Below are 17,395 nucleotides of genomic sequence, written 5' to 3'. Positions count from 1 at the left end.
GTCTGAAAGGCGATTGATGATGTGTGAAAACGCAGTCAACGCCCGCGTCCCCGTGGCGGTCCCCGGCGCACGCGGCTCCTCCCCACTCCTGAAGAAGGTGGCGGGGGCGGTAGCCGCCACTGCAGCGTTGGGGGCCGCCACGGCGGCGTACGGGCACTTTATTGAACTGAATAATTTTCAGCTCCGCACCGAGTCCCTGCCGGTGCTGCCTGCCGGTAGCCCCGACTTCAGGATTCTGCACATCTCGGATATGCACATGATTCCGGGGCAGCGGAAGAAAACCGAGTTCATGCACTCGCTGGCTGCCCTGGAGCCGGATCTGGTCATGAACACGGGCGACAACCTCTCTCACGTGGGCGGTATGGAGCCGCTGTTGGAGGCGCTCGACCCGCTCATGGACTTCCCCGGTGTGTTTGTGCCCGGCTCGAATTGCTATTTCGCGCCCGTCTTCAAGAACCCGGCACGCTACCTGTGGCAGCCGCGCACCCCGCAGATGATTGAGGAGGGCTCGCGCGTAGCACTGCCCATTGAGCGGATGCACGACGCCTTCGAGTCGCGCGGTTGGACGGGCCTGGTCAACCGCTACGACACGCTGAACCTCAAGGGTCTGCGTCTGGAGTTCTCCGGTGTGGATGACCCGCACCTGCGCTACGATGAGCACCCCGGTTTCGCCCCCGGTGCCTTCGATGAGGGGGACGAGCCGAGCGTCCGTATTGGCGTGGCGCACGCCCCCTACATGCGTACCCTGTACCGTTTCGTACAGGATGGCGCACAGGCTATTTTTGCCGGCCATACGCACGGCGGTCAGGTCTGCCTGCCCGGCGGTCACGCCCTGGTCAGTAACTGCGATTTGCCGCCTTCGCGTGCGAAGGGCGTGAGCGAGCAGTCCGGTGTTCCGGTTCAGGTTTCTGCCGGTCTGGGTACTTCTCGTTTTGCTCCGGTGCGTCTGTTCTGCCCGCCGGAGGCGATTCTGGTGACCCTCACGGCTTGCGATAAGGAGCAGCCTACCGCCGCTTCGGCAGGTGGTCGCCGCTAATGCCTGAGGCCTCTACAGCACGCACGGCTAAGCGCCGCCGCAATCCCTTCCTGGAGACCGCGAGCGAGCCGACCCCCGACCCAATTGACTACGCGCACGGTCAACGCGCCCCGCGCACCCTGGCGGCTTATGCGCGTCCGATTCGTGTGCGCTGGGGTGTGGGTCTGCTCGTGGCGTTCGGCGCCGGTGCCCTCGAGATTGCCATCCCGCAGATGCTGCAGATTATCGTGGATCATCTCTCGCAGAGCACCACTGAAAGCGCCATCTGGATTGCCGGTGGCCTGGTGCTTCTGCTGGGTATTGCGCACGCCTCCTTCATGTATTGGAGGCGCTGGCTGATTGTGGACCCGACCTCCACGATTGAGCTGTCCATGCGCATGAACTTCTTTGACCGGCTGCTCAGCGCCCCGCTTTCTCTGCTGGATCGCTGGCCGTCCGGTCAGTTGCTGACCCGTTCCATGAGCGATTTGGGTACGATTCGCCGCTGGCTGTCCTTCGGTATTGTGCAGCTGCTGACTATTGTGGTGATGTTCCTGGTCGGTGGCTTCTTCATGCTGCGTTCCTCGCCGTCCCTGGCGCTGGTGTTCGTGGTGACCGTGCCGATTCTGGTGCTGTCGCTGGTGAACTTCACCCGCAAGTACTACCGCGCCTCGCATGAGATTCAGCAGATGACGGGCGACCTCTCCACCCGTATTGAGGAGTCGGTGCGCGGTATCCGCGTGATTAAGGCGCTGGGCCGCTCCCCCGAGCAGATTCAGGAATATTCCGAGTCGGTTGATGCCCTGCAGGTACGCGAGTACGGCAGGTCGATGCTGGTGGCTCGCGTTACCCTGTACCAGGGCCTGATTGTGGGTGTCTCCACAGCGGTGGCGCTGGCTGTGGGCGCTTCGCAGGTTGCGGCGGGCACCTTGAGCCTGGGCGCGATGACCGCCTACTTTGCGGTGCAGACGACCGTGCTCAGCCACGTGACGCGCTCGACCGCGCTGATGTCTGCCTATTTGAGCTATAAGGTGGCGCTCGAACGCCACAACGAGGTCATGGACGAGCCCGGCTTTGAGGCCGTGCCGCTGGTTCGTGGCTCCGGGGCTGTGTCTGAGCCCGTGCATCCGCTGGGTGCTTCTGATTCGTCAACAGTAGCTGGAGTGTCTGCCGAGGACGGCTCCGGGAAGGAAACTATGCAGTACCCCAGCGGTGGCGCAGTATCTGTCGCTTTCGATCACGTTCAGTTCAGCTACGACGCAGCCGAGGCCCCTGCCGAGCCTGCTGTTGAGGCAAACTCTGCGGTTAAGGCACCCGAGGTGTCTGTGCTGAAGGACGTGAACTTCAAGGTCTTCCCCGGTGAGATTCTGGCGCTGGTTGGTGCAACCGGCAGTGGCAAGTCTACCGTGCTCTCGCTGGTTCCGCGTTTCTACGAGCCGACCTCCGGTTCCCTACGTTTCGGCACCCGCGATACCGCCGATATGTCCGTTGAGGAGGTACGCGCCCAGACCGCGTTCGTCTTTGAGGAGGCGGTGCTCTTCTCCGGCACGGTCCGTGAGAACGTGCTGATGGGCGTTGCCGAGCAGTACGAGCGCGGCACCGAGGATGAGGACTACCCGAGCCAGGAAGAGCTGGAGGCGACCCTGAACACCGCGCTGCAGCTGGCTGCGTGCGATTTCGTGGCGGAGCTTCCGCAGGGTCTGGATACCGTCATTGGTGAGGAAGGCATGAGCCTGTCCGGTGGTCAGCGTCAGCGCCTGTCCTTGGCGCGCGCCCTAGCAAAGCGCCCCTCCGTGCTACTGCTGGATGACCCGTTCTCGGCGCTAGACGTGAACACCGAGGAACGTATTATCACCGGCCTGCGTGAGGGCTTGGAGGGCCTGGGCGGTGCCACTACCCTGCTGACGGCGCACCGCCCCTCCACGGTGGCTCTGGCGGACCGTGTGCTACTGATGGTTGATGGTGCCGTGGTGGCTGAGGGTACTCACGCTGAGCTGATGGATTCTTCGGAGCAGTACCGCCAGCTGATGACGATGGAGGAGGGCTAATGGCCCATCATCGTCCGGCGGAGCCGCGGGAGCAGATGACCCCGCAGGAGCGCGCGGAAACCCGTGAACGCTCGATGGCTCTGCTGCGTCAGATGTTGCGCCCGCATCGTGGGGCGTTGGCACTGTCGATTATTTCGGTGCTTTTGGTGTCGGGTTCCTCAGCGATTGCACCGATTCTGATTGCCCGCGTCCTGGATAGTTCGATTGAGCCGCTCAAGCAGGGTGATGCTTCTGTCCTGCTGACCCTGCTGGTGTTTTTTGTGGCGGCTACGGCGGTGACCGCGATATTCTCGTGGGTCAACGTGGCGTACACGGTGCGTGTGTCGCTGGGCGTGGTGGTGTACCTGCGTAAGCGGGTGTTCCGTCACGCGCAGTCGCTGAGTGTGTCGTTCCATGAGCGTTACACCTCGGGCAAGGTTATTTCGCGTCTGACCAGCGATATTGATACGGTCCGTAGCTTCTTGGACAGCGGTATTAGCCAGCTGGCGATTACGCTGCTGTCCATGGTGATTTCTGCGGTCGCTATTTTCCTGCTGGATTGGCGTATCGGTCTGTTCATGCTGGTCATGGGCGTGCCGATTTACTTCTTGACGCGCTGGTTCCAGAAGACGGCTGTGCCGGTTTTCCGCACGATGCGTACCGAGTCTGCGCATCTAACGAGCCGTTTTGTGGAGACTTTTACGGGTATCCGTGCGGTGAAGGCGTTTGGTGCGGAGGCGCAGATGCGCACTGAGTACGCTCAGGCGTCGGAGCGTTACCGCCTGGCGGTGATGGATTCGATTAAGATTTTCGGCATCTACTCGCCCGTGCTGATGCTTTTGGGCAATGTGTTTATTGCCGGTGCGCTGGTACTGGGTGGTTATGCGGTGCTGGGCGGCACCATGCAGATTGGTACCCTGCTGGCGCTGGTGATTTATGCGAACCGCGTGTTTGAGCCGGTCATGCAGCTCTCTGAGTTCTACAACATGTTCCAGTCGGCGATGTCCGCGTTGGAGAAGCTCTCGTCGTTCTTGGCTGAGGAGCCGGAGGTTGCTGAGCCGGAGCATCCGCATGAGCGCGCTGTAGAGTCTGCTAACGGTACCACTGAGGGCGCGTCCAGCAAGGTTCAGGGTGCCCTGGTGGAGCTGGATTCGGCGGTCTTTGGGTACACCTCAGACCGTCACGCGCTGAAGGAGACGACCCTGCGCATTGAGCCGGGCACGACCGTGGCGCTAGTGGGTGCTACGGGTGCCGGCAAGTCTACTATCGCTAAGCTGGTGGCTCGTTTTTACGATGTTTCCTCCGGTCAGGTGCGTATTGACGGCGTGGATGTTCGCCAGCTGGCGGACGTGCAACTGCGCCGTGAGGTTCTCATGCTGACTCAGGAAGTGTTCCTGTTCTCCGCGTCGATTCTGGAGAATATCCGCATGGGCAACCCGCAGGCGACCGATGAGCAGGTGAAGGCTGCCGCGAAGGCGGTGGGCGCTGATGCGTTCATCGAGCGTCTGCGTGACGGCTACGAGTCGCAGCTGGGTCGTGGCGGTATTACTCTGTCGGCGGGTCAGCGTCAGCTGGTGTCCTTTGCTCGCGTGTTCTTGGCGAATCCGCGGGTGCTGATTCTGGATGAGGCGACGGCTTCGCTGGATATTCCGAGTGAGCGTGCGGTGCAGGCGGCGCTGCGTACCGTGTTGGCGGGGCGTACGGCGCTGGTGATTGCGCATCGCCTCTCGACGGTTTTGGGTGCTGATCGTGTGCTGGTGATTCATGAGGGGTCCGTGGTGGAGGATGGCTCCCCGCAGCAACTGATTGCCTCCGGCGGTCGTTTTGCGGCGATGTACGCCTCCTGGGATGAGCTGAATCAGGTTCAGGAGGCTGAAGCCTAGGAACTTTATTTGCCTCTCCCCGACCGGTGGTGTGCCGTTGTGTTGCGTTCTGAATTTTTTTGGGTTATCCTAGGTGAGTTGCCTACGGTATTCGCTGATAGGTAAACATCGGGATGTGGCGCAGCTTGGTAGCGCGCGTCGTTCGGGACGACGAGGTCGCAGGTTCAAATCCTGTCATCCCGACAGATAGCCCCGGTCCTATGGACCGGGGCTTTGTCGTACCCGCAGTATTTCTGTTGCAGATGTTGAGCACATAGAGGCGACCCCCCCTACCCGCGCAGTAACGCGGGCGAGGGGGTCGCTTTCGTATCGAGTTCAGATTGGGTTAGCCGCGCCCGGAGATGAGGGCGAGAATCGCCTCCAGGGGGCCGCGTCCGGCAATGGAGCGTGCCATGCGTGACCAGAGGATGCAGAAGCCCAGGGCGATAACAGCGCCGAGTAGCAGGAAGGCGCTCCAGTACACGGCGGTGCCCCAGCCTCCGGTGGCGACGTAGTGCTCGCCGACGGTGAATGCCTTGATGGTGGGGCCTGCGTAGATGATGATTCCGCTCAGCACAATGGAGGCGCTCAGCGACATCTGGCCCAGGCGGGCGATGGGGGTGAGCATTCCCGCCTGTGCGGAGAGCAGGCGCGCGCATTCTGCCCAGAAGTAGAGGGTTGCCGCGAGGTTTAGGGTTAGCAGCACCTGCGGGCTGTTGAGGAAGCCGAGCTCGGTGTAGGGGTTGAAGGTGCGGTAGACGGCGAGCGCCAGCACGGCGAGTACTACGGGGATTGCGAGCTTTGCCTGCAGGTTGTCGTAGAGGCGCACGAGCATGATGCCCAGGCACATGACCCAGATGAGCTGGGCGCTTTGGGCGTGGTTGACGCCGTGGCTTGCGAGGAAGGGTAGCTGGACGGCGGTCCACGCATCTGCCTGGGCGGCTACGTCCATGAGCAGGGTGTAGGTCCAGGTAATGAAGGGGCTGGTGACTACCGCTAGCACTGCGATTGCCCACAGGGGCAGGTGCACGACGAATAGGGTCAGCAGGGTGAGTAGCGCCAGGTGCACGAGCATGTCGAAGGGCAGAGAGTAGCTGAAGCCCTGCGCCGGTACGGTCACTCCGGCTTGCGGCAGGTAGGTGATGCCCTGCATGAGTGCCACGCCCAGCAGGAGTAGCGCGAGGAATCGCACGATGGTTCCGGCGAAGAGCTGCGGAAAGTTTGCGGTGCGGGCGTAGCGCCAGGCGGCGGCACCCAGGATTGCGGCGAAGAGCGGTTCTGCAGGTACGAGGGTCTGCGGGATCCAGAATTTCCAGGACACCGGGATTAGTTGCAGCCAGTATCCGAAGGGGATGAGCAGGCTGAGCACGGTGAAGGCGCGGGCGAGGTCGAGCCCGAGGTCGCGTCGGGTGCCTCCGAGGGAGGCGGCGCGTGCCCCGCTGCTGACGGTGGGGATGGGTTGTGTGCGCCCTGCTGCCATGTCCTCGCTCCTTGTAGTGCCGTGTTTGAGAGTCTGTGCGCCCTGCTAGGGCTACGCCAGGGGGTGTGCCCTGCCGGGGTATCTGCCGCGTCCGGTGGTGTGAGCCGGATGCGCTGGCATAGGTGTTAAGTGTAACGGCTGCTCGGGTGGTGGCGCGGAGGTTTTGCTCTCATGTGGTTTCCTCGTGCGGTTATTTTCGGTGTTCAGGCGCTCGATACGTGCTGTTCAAGTGTTGTTGCGCGAGGTTGGGTGTGTACCATTGGTACGTTCTTAAAGGTGGGGCAATCCCGCGGGAGCATGATTTCGCTCCTTTTACTGTCCCAAACACGCCCCACCTGCACACACCACGTTGAGGTTTTATGTTTTCGACTTTTTCCCCGCTTTTCTTGACGGATTTGGGGGCTTCTGGTGCTCTTCTTGCTTCGGGTACGACTCTGTCGGAAGGGTCGAGCCACGATAGCGGCCAGTTTGTGTCCATTTTCTGGATTACGTTGGTTGCGTTGCTGTCGCCGATTCTTTCGCGGCTGACGGGCAAGAAGATCCCTGATGTGGTTTTCCTGCTCATTTTTGGTCTGCTGATTGGCCCGAATATGCTCAACCTTGCCAGCAGTGAGGGCGGTATCCCGCTGCTGAAGGAGCTGGGCTTGGGCATGCTCTTTTTGATTGCGGGCTTTGAGATTAACGTGTCGTCATTGCGTAGCCGTCAGGGTTATAGCGCTATTGCCACGTGGGTGGTGTGCTTTGCTCTGGGCATGACGGGTGCGGCGGTTATTACGTCGTTCTCGCATGAGCTGAATACGTATATTGCGGTGGGCGTGGCGCTGAGTTCTACGGCGTTGGGCACGCTGCTGCCGATGTTGAAGTCTCACGGTGCTGCCGGTACGCCGGTGGGTAATGCGGTGCTGGTGCACGGTGCTGTGGGTGAGCTTCTGCCGATTTTCGCTATTTCGTTGTTGCTGTCTTCGCGTTCGCCGGGTATGGCGATTGTGGTGTTGCTGGCGTTTATGGTGGTTGCGGTTGTTACGGCGCTGATTCCGCATCGTCTGTTTGCGCATGTGCCGGGTCTGCGTCAGATTATGGCTGCGGAGGCGAATACGACCGGTCAGACGGTTCTGCGTCTTGCGATGTTCCTGCTGGCGACCCTGATCATGTGCACTGCTCTCTTTGATTTGGATGCAGTGCTGGGTGCGTTCGCGGCGGGCCTGATTCTACGTACCCTGACTCCTCCGGCGGCGTTGCATATGATGACTCGCCGCCTTGAGGTGATTGGTTTTACGTTCATGATTCCGCTGTTCTTTGTGGTCAGCGGTATGGGCATTGACGTGTCTGCCGTGGTGGCTAATCCTTTGGGTCTGCTTGCCGTGGTGGTGGGTATTTTGCTGTGCCGTGGTGTTCCGGTTCTTTTGGCGGAGCATTTCTTCGATACCCGTTCGGGGTTGACTACTCGCGCACAGAAGGCGCAGTTGGCGTTGTATTCAGCTGCGGGTCTGCCGATTATTGTGGCGGTGACGGAGGTTGCGACCAGTTCGGATCTTTTGGAGGAGTCCACGGCGTCACTTCTGGTTGCCGGTGGCGCGCTGACGGTTCTGCTGTTCCCGCTGTGGGCGTTGGGTATTCGTCAGGCGTTTGGCTCTGGTCAGCCGGTTCAGCAGGAGCCGAGCCGTAAGGAGCAGATGAACGCGTTGAAGGCTCAGCGTAATGCTCAGACGAAGTTGACCACGGGCATGATTCCGGTGGTTCGTTTGAAGTCCCAGTCTGACGCTGAGACCCCGTCTGACGCTGAGGCCCCGGCTGATGCTCAGCCCGGTTCTGCGAAGACTACGAGCTCTGCTAAGACTGCGGGTTCTGCAGAGAAGTAGCCTCGGCTACACTGTGGTTGCGCTTCGGTCTTTCAAGATTGGGTTGATGAACCGGTTTGAGCGGGGGACCCGCTTACAGTCACCCCAACCTTATGTGGGTTTAGCTTTATAAAACCACACAATACCAGGCAGTTAAGACCCTGCAAACCAACATGCATCCCACATATATGATCAAAACCCACCGCATTCTCTCTTGAGGCTGCGGTGGGTTTTTTACACCCGAGTGACCTTATAAACCGCGGAAAAATGAGAATCTTCCTTAAATTCGGATTTTTTATGCAAATATTACAGAACATGACGTGTCTTAGCTTTCTCGACTGACACTTTGTCCTATAAAATTGAAAGCGGACAGGGAATTTCCCTAAAACACACATAAACCAACATACATACACAGAGCCGCTTCCGCCCCAGCGGGAGCTGGCGCGCCTCCCATCTCACACACGGGAGGTGCCCCTTTCGGGAGTATCCGCGACGATACCCCCGGCGGCTCCCAACCACGGAGGAGGATCATATGGTTCAGAAAGGTAATTATTTCTAACCTCTTATCTCAAGGCCTCGCACTGAATCCTAACGATTGTCTGCACACACAGTCATTTCCGAAGGAAATATCATGCACCAACTACTCCTCACCGCGAGCACTGGTGGCGTAGAGCTGGACTTCCCGGCCTGGCTCCGAATTACGCACTTCATCAACTTCATTATGATGGGCTTCCTGATTCGTTCAGGTTGGGAAGTACTCGCCTCTCACCCCCGCCTGTACTGGAACAACCACTGCACCCCGGGTTCTGAGTGGATCAAGTTCACCAAGGACAAGGTCCCTACCACCCCCGGCGCATTTACGGCGCGCGATGACCAGCGCACCCTGTCTCCCCTGATTTCTCTGCCCGGTAAGGCTCAGATTGGTCTGGGTCGCGCATGGCACGCGCTGGTCACCGTTATCTGGATCGTTAACGGTCTGGTATATGTCTCCCTGCTGTTCCTGACCGGTCAGTGGCGCCGCATCGTCCCGACCAGCTGGGACATCATCCCGCAGGCGTGGGAATCCATCCAGATTTACGCTGGCTTCCAGATTCCCTCGATTGAGCATTTCCAGCCGTACGACGCTCTGCAGCAGATCATGTACTTCACCGTGGTGTTCATCGTGGCACCGCTGATGATTGCAACCGGCCCGATTATGAGCCCGGCATTCTGCGGCCGTTTCCCCGGCTACGTGCGCCTCTTCCGTAACCGCCAGACCGCGCGTTCCATCCACTTCCTGGGCATGGCGTTCTACTGCGTCTTCACCGTCATTCACGTGGCGCTGGTGTTCGTGGTTCACCCCCAGTACAACATCGCCCACATGATGCTGAACAAGCCCTACAACGAGGTGGACGCAGCACAGTTCGCTCAGGCAGTCACCATGCTCATTGGCGGCATTGTCTTCGCCGTGGCTCTGTGGATTTTCGCATCCTACTGGTCCCTGCGCGACCTGCGATTCACTCAGACCTTCATTTGGGGTCTGACCCAGCCGATTCGTAACGTCCTGCTGGACCGCATCACCTCCCGTCAGGTGCAGAAGAAGACCTTCACCGATGCCGACATTTCGCCCTTCCACTGGGTTAACACTCGCCCGCCGACAGAGCGTGAGAGCACCGAGTGGAACCGCCTGAAGGAGCACGATTTCGTTGACTACCGCCTCGAACTGGGCGGCCTGGTGAAGGAATCCAAGTCCCTGAGCATTGACGAGCTCAAGCAGCTGGGCAAGGAAGTCAACATCACCATGCACACCTGCATGCAGGGTTGGACCGGCATCGCCAAGTGGGAGGGCGTGCGCCTGCGCGACGTTCTCGCACTGGTCGAGAAGACCGACGAGGCACGCTACGTCATGGTGACCTCCTTCGGCCACGTGGGCCACACCTACGACGGCCGACCGACCGAACCCTACTACGAGTGCCTGGACATCTCCATGGCAATGGAAGATGAGACCATCCTGGCGTGGGGCATGAACGACAAGCCCCTGCCGGATGTGTACGGTGGCCCGCTGCGTCTGCGTGCGGACTCCATGCACGGCTACAAGATGGTCAAGTGGGTTCAGAAGATCGAGTGGATCAAGGACTACCACGATGTTGGCGATGGCCAGGGCGGTAGCCGCGAGGACTCCGGTCTGCAGCACTTCGACGCACGCGCCTAAGCACCCCCGCGGGGCGCTACGACGCTAACCGTCGATACACCACCCTATAAAGCGCTGAACATATAAAGCACAGAACGGTGGCGGGAAACATGGGCCCGCCACCGTTTTTGTGCGCTCACAACTGGCGCCTCGCTTCTGCGGCTAGACGTCGCGAGGGCATAAAGAAACCGCCCGGGAGCCTTAGCTCTCGGGCGGTTTCTTTAGAGGTTTGCCTTCTGGCGCTGTACCTTAGGCGTCGTAGATGATGACGTCCAGGGTACGGGGGCCGTGCACGCCCTCCACGCGGATCAGCTCGATATCACTGGTTGCCGACGGACCGGAAATCATGGTCACGGGGCGGGTGTAGGTGATACGCTCGATCGACTCGGGGACCAGCTCCACGACGGTGGAACGGGGCACCACGCAGATGTGGTGGTCGGGCACCAGGCTGATGGCGCGGCGACCCTCATCGGGGTTGGTGTTCAAGAAGATCGTGCCGGTCTCTGCGCAGGAGACGGTCGAACCGGTCACCACAGCGTCAACTGCGTCCAGTTCCTTCAGGGTCAGGCAGCCGGGCTTGAGGGTGCTACCGGAGTCGGTGACGCGCTTGCGGTCAGCGGTGTCAGCCGGCAGCCACTCCATGTTCAGGCCCTCGGGAACCACGTAGGTGGACTTTTCACCCAGGCGTTCTGCGATGACCTCGGAGATGTTCTCCTTGTTCGCGTGGAACACATTTGCCTTGTAGTCAATGAGGCGGTCGACGAGCATCTCAATGGTCTGCTCTTCGTTCAGCTCGCTGACGCGGCGGTAGTTACGTACGGGCTCGGGGGCGACGGGTGCGTCAGCCAGGGACGAGCGGATACGTGCGAGGATATCTTCCTTAGCAGAGGACATTAGTTGTTCTCCTTAGCTTCACGGGCTTCCTGAGCAGCCTTAGCGTTTGCAGCCGCTTCAGCTGCCTTACCCTTGTTAGCCTCGATGAGGGCCTGAATGTCAACGCGCTGTGCGTTATCGCGTGCCGGAGCCTGACCCTTCTCCTTCTTCCACCAGTTGCGGAAGGATTCCTTGGGGGGCTCGGGGATGTCGCGGTAAGCGGTCCAGCCGCCGACGATACCGGGAACAGCGGTGATCTTGTGCTTGCGGCCGGTAATGAGGCGGGACATGGGCAGACCACGCTCTGCAATGGACATCATCTTGCCGGAGGTGAAGAGCTTCTTCGCACCGAGCATCATGCCGTCCATCTGCGAGAAGGGAGCCTTCTTGTTGCCCTCGAACTCGCGGACAGCGTGCTTGGACTCGACGTCCTTAGCGCGCAGGTGCACGAGCACCTCGGGGAAGTTAATCTTCACGGGGCAGACCTCGTAGCATGCGCCACAGAGGGAGGATGCGTACGGCAGCGAGTTGTTGTGCGCTGCCTCGATACCGGAGAGCTGCGGGGACAGGATCGCACCGATGGGGCCCGGGTAGGTGGAGCCGTAGGCGTGACCGCCTGCGCGCTCGTACACGGGGCACACGTTCATGCAAGCGGAGCAACGGATGCAACGCAGTGCCTGGCGGCCGAGCTCGTCAGCCAGAACGGCGGTACGGCCGTTGTCGATGAGGATGACGTGCATGTTCTGCGGGCCGTCACCGGGGGTCACACCGGTCCACATGGAGGTGTAGGGGTTCATGCGCTCACCGGTGGAGGAACGGGGCAGCAGCTGCAGGAACGCCTCGTAGTCCTGGAAGGTGGGCAGAATCTTCTCAATACCCATGAAGGTAATGAGGGTGTCGGGCAGGGTCAGGCACATACGGCCGTTACCCTCGGACTCCACGATGGTCAGGGTACCGGTCTCAGCAATACCGAAGTTGGTACCGGAAACTGCCACGGTGGTGTTCAGGAACTTGTTGCGCAGGCGGTTACGCGATGCCTCTGCCAGTTCTGCCGGCTCATCGGTGATGTCCGGGTTGATACCCTCGATTTCGCGCAGGAAGATGTCGCGGATTTCGCGGCGGTTGCGGTGAATTGCGGGCACCAGAATGTGGGAGGGGCGGTCGTGGCCGAGCTGGACGATTTCTTCCGCGAGGTCGGTCTCAATAGCGTTGATGCCGTTTTCCTCGAGGAACTCGTTCAGACCGGTCTCTGCGGTTGCCATGGACTTAATCTTGATGATTTCGTCCACACCCTGCTCGCGAATCAGGTCCAGAGCGATCTGGTTTGCCTCGGTGGCGTTGCGTGCCCAGTGCACGTGGCCGCCTGCGGCGGTGAAGTTACGCTCGAACTGCTCGAGCAGCTCGGGGAGGTTTGCCAGAACGTAGTTCTTGACGGACTCACCGGTGTCACGCAGGTCCTGCCAGTCGGGCACCTCAGCGGTGACCTTGGCACGCTTGTTACGGATCGCGTGGGTCACGAAGCGCAGGTTGGAGCGCAGCTGCTCGTTCTTGAGCTCTTCCTTCGCGTACTTGGGGAAGGGGGTTTCTTCGAAAATGTTGCCCTCGCCGTAGTGAACGACCTTGGGCATACCAAGCTGAATAGCGGTCATGAGGTCTTATCTTTCCTTAGGCGATTGAGAGCTCGAGGTGCTCGGCATCAATCTTGAGCGGGTTTTCCTTGGTGGATGCGAGGATCTCAGCGAAGTGGATGGTCTTCACGTCGGAGCCGCGACGGGAGAGTGCGCCACCGATGTTCATCAGGCAGGAGCAGTCGCCACCGGTGCAGACGGAAGCACCGGTTGCTTCAACGTTGTCTGCCTTGTCGTTGACCATTGCGCCGGAGACGTCAGCGTTCTTGAAGGAGAAGGTACCGCCGAAGCCGCAGCACTGGTCCATGCCCTCGATCTGGGTGTACTTGATGCCCTCAACGGTGCGGACCAGGTCCTGCTGGCGGGTGCCCAGGCCGAGCATACGCATACCGTGGCAGGAGCTGTGGTAGGTGACGTGCTCGGGGAAGTAGGAGCCGAGCTGCTCAGCGGCGTTGGTGATGCCGAGGATGTCGATCAGCAGCTGGGAGAGCTCAAAGGTGCGGGAAGCGATCTGCTCTGCCTTCAGAGCCAGTGCCTCGTCGCCGCGGCTACGTGCGACCATTGCCTGCTGGTGACGCAGCGAGCCGACGCAGGAGCCGGAGGGTGCAACAGCAACGTCCCAGTCCCAGGAGTCGAATGCCTCGACGTGGTTCTTGATGACTTCGTAGCCGTCATCGAAGTAACCGGAGTTGACGTGCATCTGGGAGCAGCAGGTCTGGTTCGGGGGGAAGACAACCTCGTGGCCCAGGCGCTCAAGAATTTCGACGGTGGCGCGTGCTACGCGGGGGTACATGCCGTCAACGATGCACGTGGAGAAGAGTGCAATGCGCATGACTTGTCCGTCCTTTCCTCTGTGTTCAGAGTTTCTCGGTCTCACCGCCTGCGTCTGGGGCAGGCGGGGCACAGTCCGAACGAGTTCGGTCTTCCAAAGAGGCGACTCAGCTGTATTGAGTCGGGGAAGCTGGGCCGGAGAGCTCCGGCTGAATGTGCGCGCCCCAAGTGGAGGTGGGATGCGGTGGGATCAGAAACCGTGGTGATGTCTTTTATCTTCCTTGCCATTTAACACCGTCGTGCGGCTTTTCTCTAGTCGAAATAGAGCATACTTTCCTTGTTAAATAATGGGTTAGGTCACCCTGACCTTAAGGTATATTTTCCTACCTTCCGGTACATATGACCTCATCTAGTTTTTACCCTCACCCCATCCCCTACACCTCTTTATCTATTGAACATTTATCAAACACACATTTTTAGCGGACAAACCCCCTAGAAATCCGCCTTTCTGAAGCATTAATGATTGTTTTGTGGGGTGACTCCTCTTTAATGCAACATTCTTTTCAAGAATGTGCCCGCAGTTGAAGGTTCCCCAACGGATAAAGCAGTCACTCATACACCCGGTTCTTTACGCTTTCAGAAATATTCGAGTTTCAGAAGCTGGCATTAACTATCAGAGTCGCAATATTTCGGTAAATTCACGGGGCACAAACCTCCCAAACACCCCTTAGATGCGAGAATGAGTCAGGTCACTTTTGGCGAAACACCACACTATCCGGTACTCTTCTAAACATGCGATCAATGGTCTGACCACATCCCCGCATGGGAAACAATGACCCGTTCCCCGGCGGGATTATCTATGGTCTGACCACACACAAGACACACCCTGAACCAAAGGAGTTCCAGTGGAAACTTATACCGCTGTAACCAATGCAGTGGGAGGTAGCCTCGGCCTCAGCGCACTCGTGGCAACCATTCCCCTCCTCACCTTCTTCGTGATGCTACTGGGCGTCAAGGCACGCGCTCACTGGTCCGCACTCGTGGCACTGGCAGCATCCATCCTCGTAGCAGTCCTGGGCTTCCACATGCCCGCTGACCTCGCCGGTCTGAGCGCCATCCGCGGTGGCATCTACGGCCTGGTCATCTGCTGGGTTATCCTCGGTGCAATCTGGTTCTACCAGATCACCGTCCTTTCCGGCCGCTTTGAAGATCTGCGCCGCGTCTTCGACCGCCTCGGCGGCGGCGACCTGCGCATCCAGGCTATCCTCATCGCATTCTGCTTCGGCGGTCTGCTCGAGGCACTGGCTGGCTTCGGCGCTCCCGTTGCAATTACCGCAACCATGATTCTCTCCCTGGGCGTTAAGCCCCTTAAGGCTGCTGTCACCGTTCTGATCGCTAACACCGCACCCGTGGCATTCGGCGCAGTTGCTGTCCCGATTACCACCGCAGGTGACGTTGGCGGCAAGGACCCACACGTTATCGCAACCATCGTTGGTCACCAGGCTCCGTTCCTGGCAATGCTCGTTCCCCTCATCCTGCTGGTCATCCTCGACGGCATGCAGGGCCTGAAGGACGCTTGGCTGCCCGCACTGGTCATCGGCGTTTCCTTCGCAATCGCACAGTGGGTCACCGCTGCTACCCCCGCATTCAACCTGACCGACGTTGTTGCTTGCATCGTCTCCATGGGCGTTGCTGTGATCTTCCTGCGGTTCTGGAAGCCCCGCGGCGTCGCAGGCGTTCGTGAGCGCTACGGTCTGCCCGCACAGTCCGAAGAGAAGGAAGCTCTGCCCGCAGTTCGCGTCTGGATGGCACTGCTGCCCTACGTCATCGTTGTCGCAATCTTCGGTATTGCTAACCTGCACGCCGGCCTGAAGGCATGGCTGAAGAGCTTCGTCATCAAGATCGACATCCAGGCTCTGAGCTCCCGCCTCGTCACCGCTGACGGCAAGCCCGTCAAGGACGCTGTCTACAACTTCGCTTGGATGTCCAACCCCGGCACCCTGCTGATCATCTCCGGCCTGGTTGTTGCTGTTATCTACTTCTTCTTCAACGAGAAGGGCCGCTACGCCTTCAAGTTCCCGGCGATCTTCACCGAGTTCGGTTCCGTTGTCTACCGCATGCGCTGGTCCATCCTGACCATTGCTTCGGTTCTGGCACTGGCATACGTCATGAACTTCTCCGGTCAGACCATCGCTATGGGTACCTACCTGGCAGGCCTGGGCACCGTCTACGCATTCCTCGCACCGGCTCTGGGCTGGATTGGTACCGCTGTGACCGGTTCGGACACCAGCGCGAACGCACTGTTCTCCAAGCTGCAGGTGTCTGCTGCTGAGAACCTGCAGCAGGCAGGTATCCACGGCGCAACCCCCGAGCTCATGCTGGCTGCTAACACCACCGGTGGTGTGGTCGGTAAGATGATCTCCCCGCAGTCGCTGGCTATTGCTGCTACCTCTGTGGACATGGAAGGCAAGGAATCCGACATCCTCAAGGCTGTCCTCCCCTGGTCCTTCGGTATGCTCGTGGTCGTCTGCGTCCTGGTCTTCCTGCAGACCAACGTTCTGTCCTTCCTGGTTCCCTAATCTGAGGCTCACCCCTTAGAGAGTTCTTGAGGTGAAAGCCTCGAGGACCATAGGACATTCGCCCCGGTATTTTCCGGAGGCCACGGCGGGGCGGCGAACCTTCTGGGTTCCGCCGCCCCGCTTTTTATGCCCTGACCACTCAACGAATGACCCGAAATATCTCTGAGCTAGCTCAAACACGGGTATTTCTTTTCGTTACCAGCCTCGTTATCAGGAGAGACCATGCCTCGTTCTCATGACGACACCCAGCCTGCTGAGGCGCCCCCTGCGGTTGAGCGCCAGCCGATTCTGGCGGACCGCAGCTACAGCATCATCCTGGAGACCTTTGAGCGGCGCCTGCGCCTGGGTGAGTTGCGTGTGGGCGATAAGCTCCCTTCCGAACGTGAGCTTGCCGCACGACACGGCATTTCCCGCCCCTCGGTCCGTGAGGGTTTGAGGGTTTTGAACGCGCTGGGTCTGATTCGTTCCAGCACCGGTTCGGGACCGAAGTCGGGTGCGATTATCATTTCGGAGCCATCGGATGCGCTCAGCTGGGCGTTGCGCATGCACATTGCGACCCGTAGCCTGCCGGTGAAGGACGTTGTCTCAACCCGCCTGCTGTTGGAGGGTCCCGCCGCCCGTGCGGCAGCCGCGGCGCCGGACACCCCGGAGCGTGAAGCAGCGTTGGAGCGGGCGCGCGTGCATCTGGCGGAGATGGATGAGCAGATCAGCGATGAGCGTTTCCATTTCTGCGATACGCGTTTTCACTATGAGCTGTCGAAGCTTGGCGGCAATATTGTGCTTGATACGGTGATTGACTCTTTGCACATGGCGACGATGAGTTATGTGCAGGAGGCGGTTCCTTTCTTGAAGGATTGGGAGGCGGTCAAGCGCACGTTGCAGCGGCAGCATTACGGCATTATTGAGGCGATTGCTTCTCACGATGAGCAGGCGGCCTATGAGCGGGTGTGCGAGCACATTACGTGGTTTTATTCGCTGTCTGACCGTGCTGCGGAGGAGCGGGCGCGGTTGCATCCGGCGCGGGATATTCTGCACGAGGATTTGTGCCACGCGAACGTACACGATGAAGACGCACACGCTGGCTAGGCTTTGCTTCTCAACCCCATAACCCCGCATAGTTAAAGGGCGGTGCCCCGGAAGGTCATTCTTCCG

The 17,395-nt window shown here is 59.8% G+C and carries 11 protein-coding genes and 1 tRNA gene; 8 read left to right on the top strand and 4 right to left on the bottom strand.

The window, feature by feature from the left end:
- Positions 1-19: 19 nt before the first annotated feature.
- The 4 genes from QZ822_RS05855 to QZ822_RS05840 all read left to right on the top strand — a co-directional run bounded on the left by QZ822_RS05855 (position 20) and on the right by QZ822_RS05840 (position 5,108).
- On the top strand, positions 20-1,036 hold the full coding sequence (locus tag QZ822_RS05855) for a metallophosphoesterase (RefSeq protein ID WP_294643352.1): 1,017 nt from the start codon (positions 20-22) through the stop codon (positions 1,034-1,036).
- The gene (locus QZ822_RS05850) at positions 1,036-3,063 is read left to right on the top strand and encodes an ABC transporter ATP-binding protein (RefSeq protein WP_294643258.1); all 2,028 of its coding nucleotides are present in this window, start codon (positions 1,036-1,038) and stop codon (positions 3,061-3,063) included. Before QZ822_RS05855 ends, QZ822_RS05850 begins: the two co-directional genes overlap by 1 nt.
- Positions 3,063-4,925 (top strand): ABC transporter ATP-binding protein, encoded by a 1,863-nt coding sequence (locus tag QZ822_RS05845; RefSeq protein WP_294643256.1) that lies wholly within the window; start codon positions 3,063-3,065, stop codon positions 4,923-4,925. The genes QZ822_RS05850 and QZ822_RS05845 overlap by 1 nt, the downstream gene beginning before the upstream one ends.
- Before the next feature lie 109 nt (positions 4,926-5,034).
- Positions 5,035-5,108: transfer RNA gene (locus tag QZ822_RS05840), tRNA-Pro, on the top strand.
- 142 nt (positions 5,109-5,250) lie between these two features.
- On the opposite strand, the gene QZ822_RS05835 is transcribed toward QZ822_RS05840, so the two are convergent.
- Positions 5,251-6,384 carry a hypothetical protein gene (locus tag QZ822_RS05835; protein WP_294643253.1) on the bottom strand — a complete coding sequence of 378 codons (1,134 nt, stop codon included), beginning with the start codon at positions 6,382-6,384 and terminating at the stop codon, positions 5,251-5,253.
- Positions 6,385-6,743: 359 nt separating this feature from the next.
- Between QZ822_RS05835 and QZ822_RS05830 the strand changes: the two genes are divergently transcribed.
- Together QZ822_RS05830 and QZ822_RS05825 are read left to right on the top strand one after the other, a co-directional pair.
- A complete protein-coding gene (locus QZ822_RS05830; RefSeq protein ID WP_294643251.1) occupies positions 6,744-8,243 on the top strand; it encodes a cation:proton antiporter in 1,500 nt (499 codons plus the stop codon).
- A gap of 610 nt (positions 8,244-8,853) precedes the next feature.
- The gene (locus QZ822_RS05825; RefSeq protein ID WP_294643249.1) at positions 8,854-10,413 is read left to right on the top strand and encodes a molybdopterin-dependent oxidoreductase; all 1,560 of its coding nucleotides are present in this window, start codon (positions 8,854-8,856) and stop codon (positions 10,411-10,413) included.
- Positions 10,414-10,641: 228 nt separating this feature from the next.
- Here QZ822_RS05825 and QZ822_RS05820 read toward each other — a convergent pair whose 3' ends face one another.
- From QZ822_RS05820 to QZ822_RS05810, 3 genes are read right to left on the bottom strand one after another with little or no spacing between them, the layout of a single operon-like run.
- Positions 10,642-11,286 (bottom strand): LUD domain-containing protein, encoded by a 645-nt coding sequence (locus QZ822_RS05820; RefSeq protein ID WP_070691147.1) that lies wholly within the window; start codon positions 11,284-11,286, stop codon positions 10,642-10,644.
- Entirely contained in the window at positions 11,286-12,914 is a 1,629-nt protein-coding gene (locus tag QZ822_RS05815; protein ID WP_294643247.1) for a LutB/LldF family L-lactate oxidation iron-sulfur protein, read from the bottom strand. The genes QZ822_RS05820 and QZ822_RS05815 overlap by 1 nt, the downstream gene beginning before the upstream one ends.
- Positions 12,915-12,930: 16 nt before the next feature.
- Positions 12,931-13,725, bottom strand: a complete 795-nt coding sequence (locus tag QZ822_RS05810) for a (Fe-S)-binding protein (protein WP_049327463.1) — start codon at positions 13,723-13,725, stop codon at positions 12,931-12,933.
- 844 nt (positions 13,726-14,569) lie between these two features.
- Here QZ822_RS05810 and QZ822_RS05805 point away from each other — a divergent pair.
- Both QZ822_RS05805 and QZ822_RS05800 read left to right on the top strand, forming a co-directional pair.
- On the top strand, positions 14,570-16,243 hold the full coding sequence (locus tag QZ822_RS05805) for an L-lactate permease (protein WP_294643244.1): 1,674 nt from the start codon (positions 14,570-14,572) through the stop codon (positions 16,241-16,243).
- Positions 16,244-16,465: 222 nt separating this feature from the next.
- Entirely contained in the window at positions 16,466-17,329 is an 864-nt protein-coding gene (locus QZ822_RS05800; RefSeq protein WP_294643242.1) for a FadR/GntR family transcriptional regulator, read from the top strand.
- Positions 17,330-17,395 lie beyond the last annotated feature (66 nt).

This window comes from uncultured Rothia sp. (genome assembly GCF_916715725.1).
Classification (GTDB): Bacteria; Actinomycetota; Actinomycetes; order Actinomycetales; family Micrococcaceae; genus Rothia.
The sequence above is the reverse complement of the archived record's forward strand: the minus strand, read 5'-3'. Positions and strand labels throughout refer to the sequence as shown.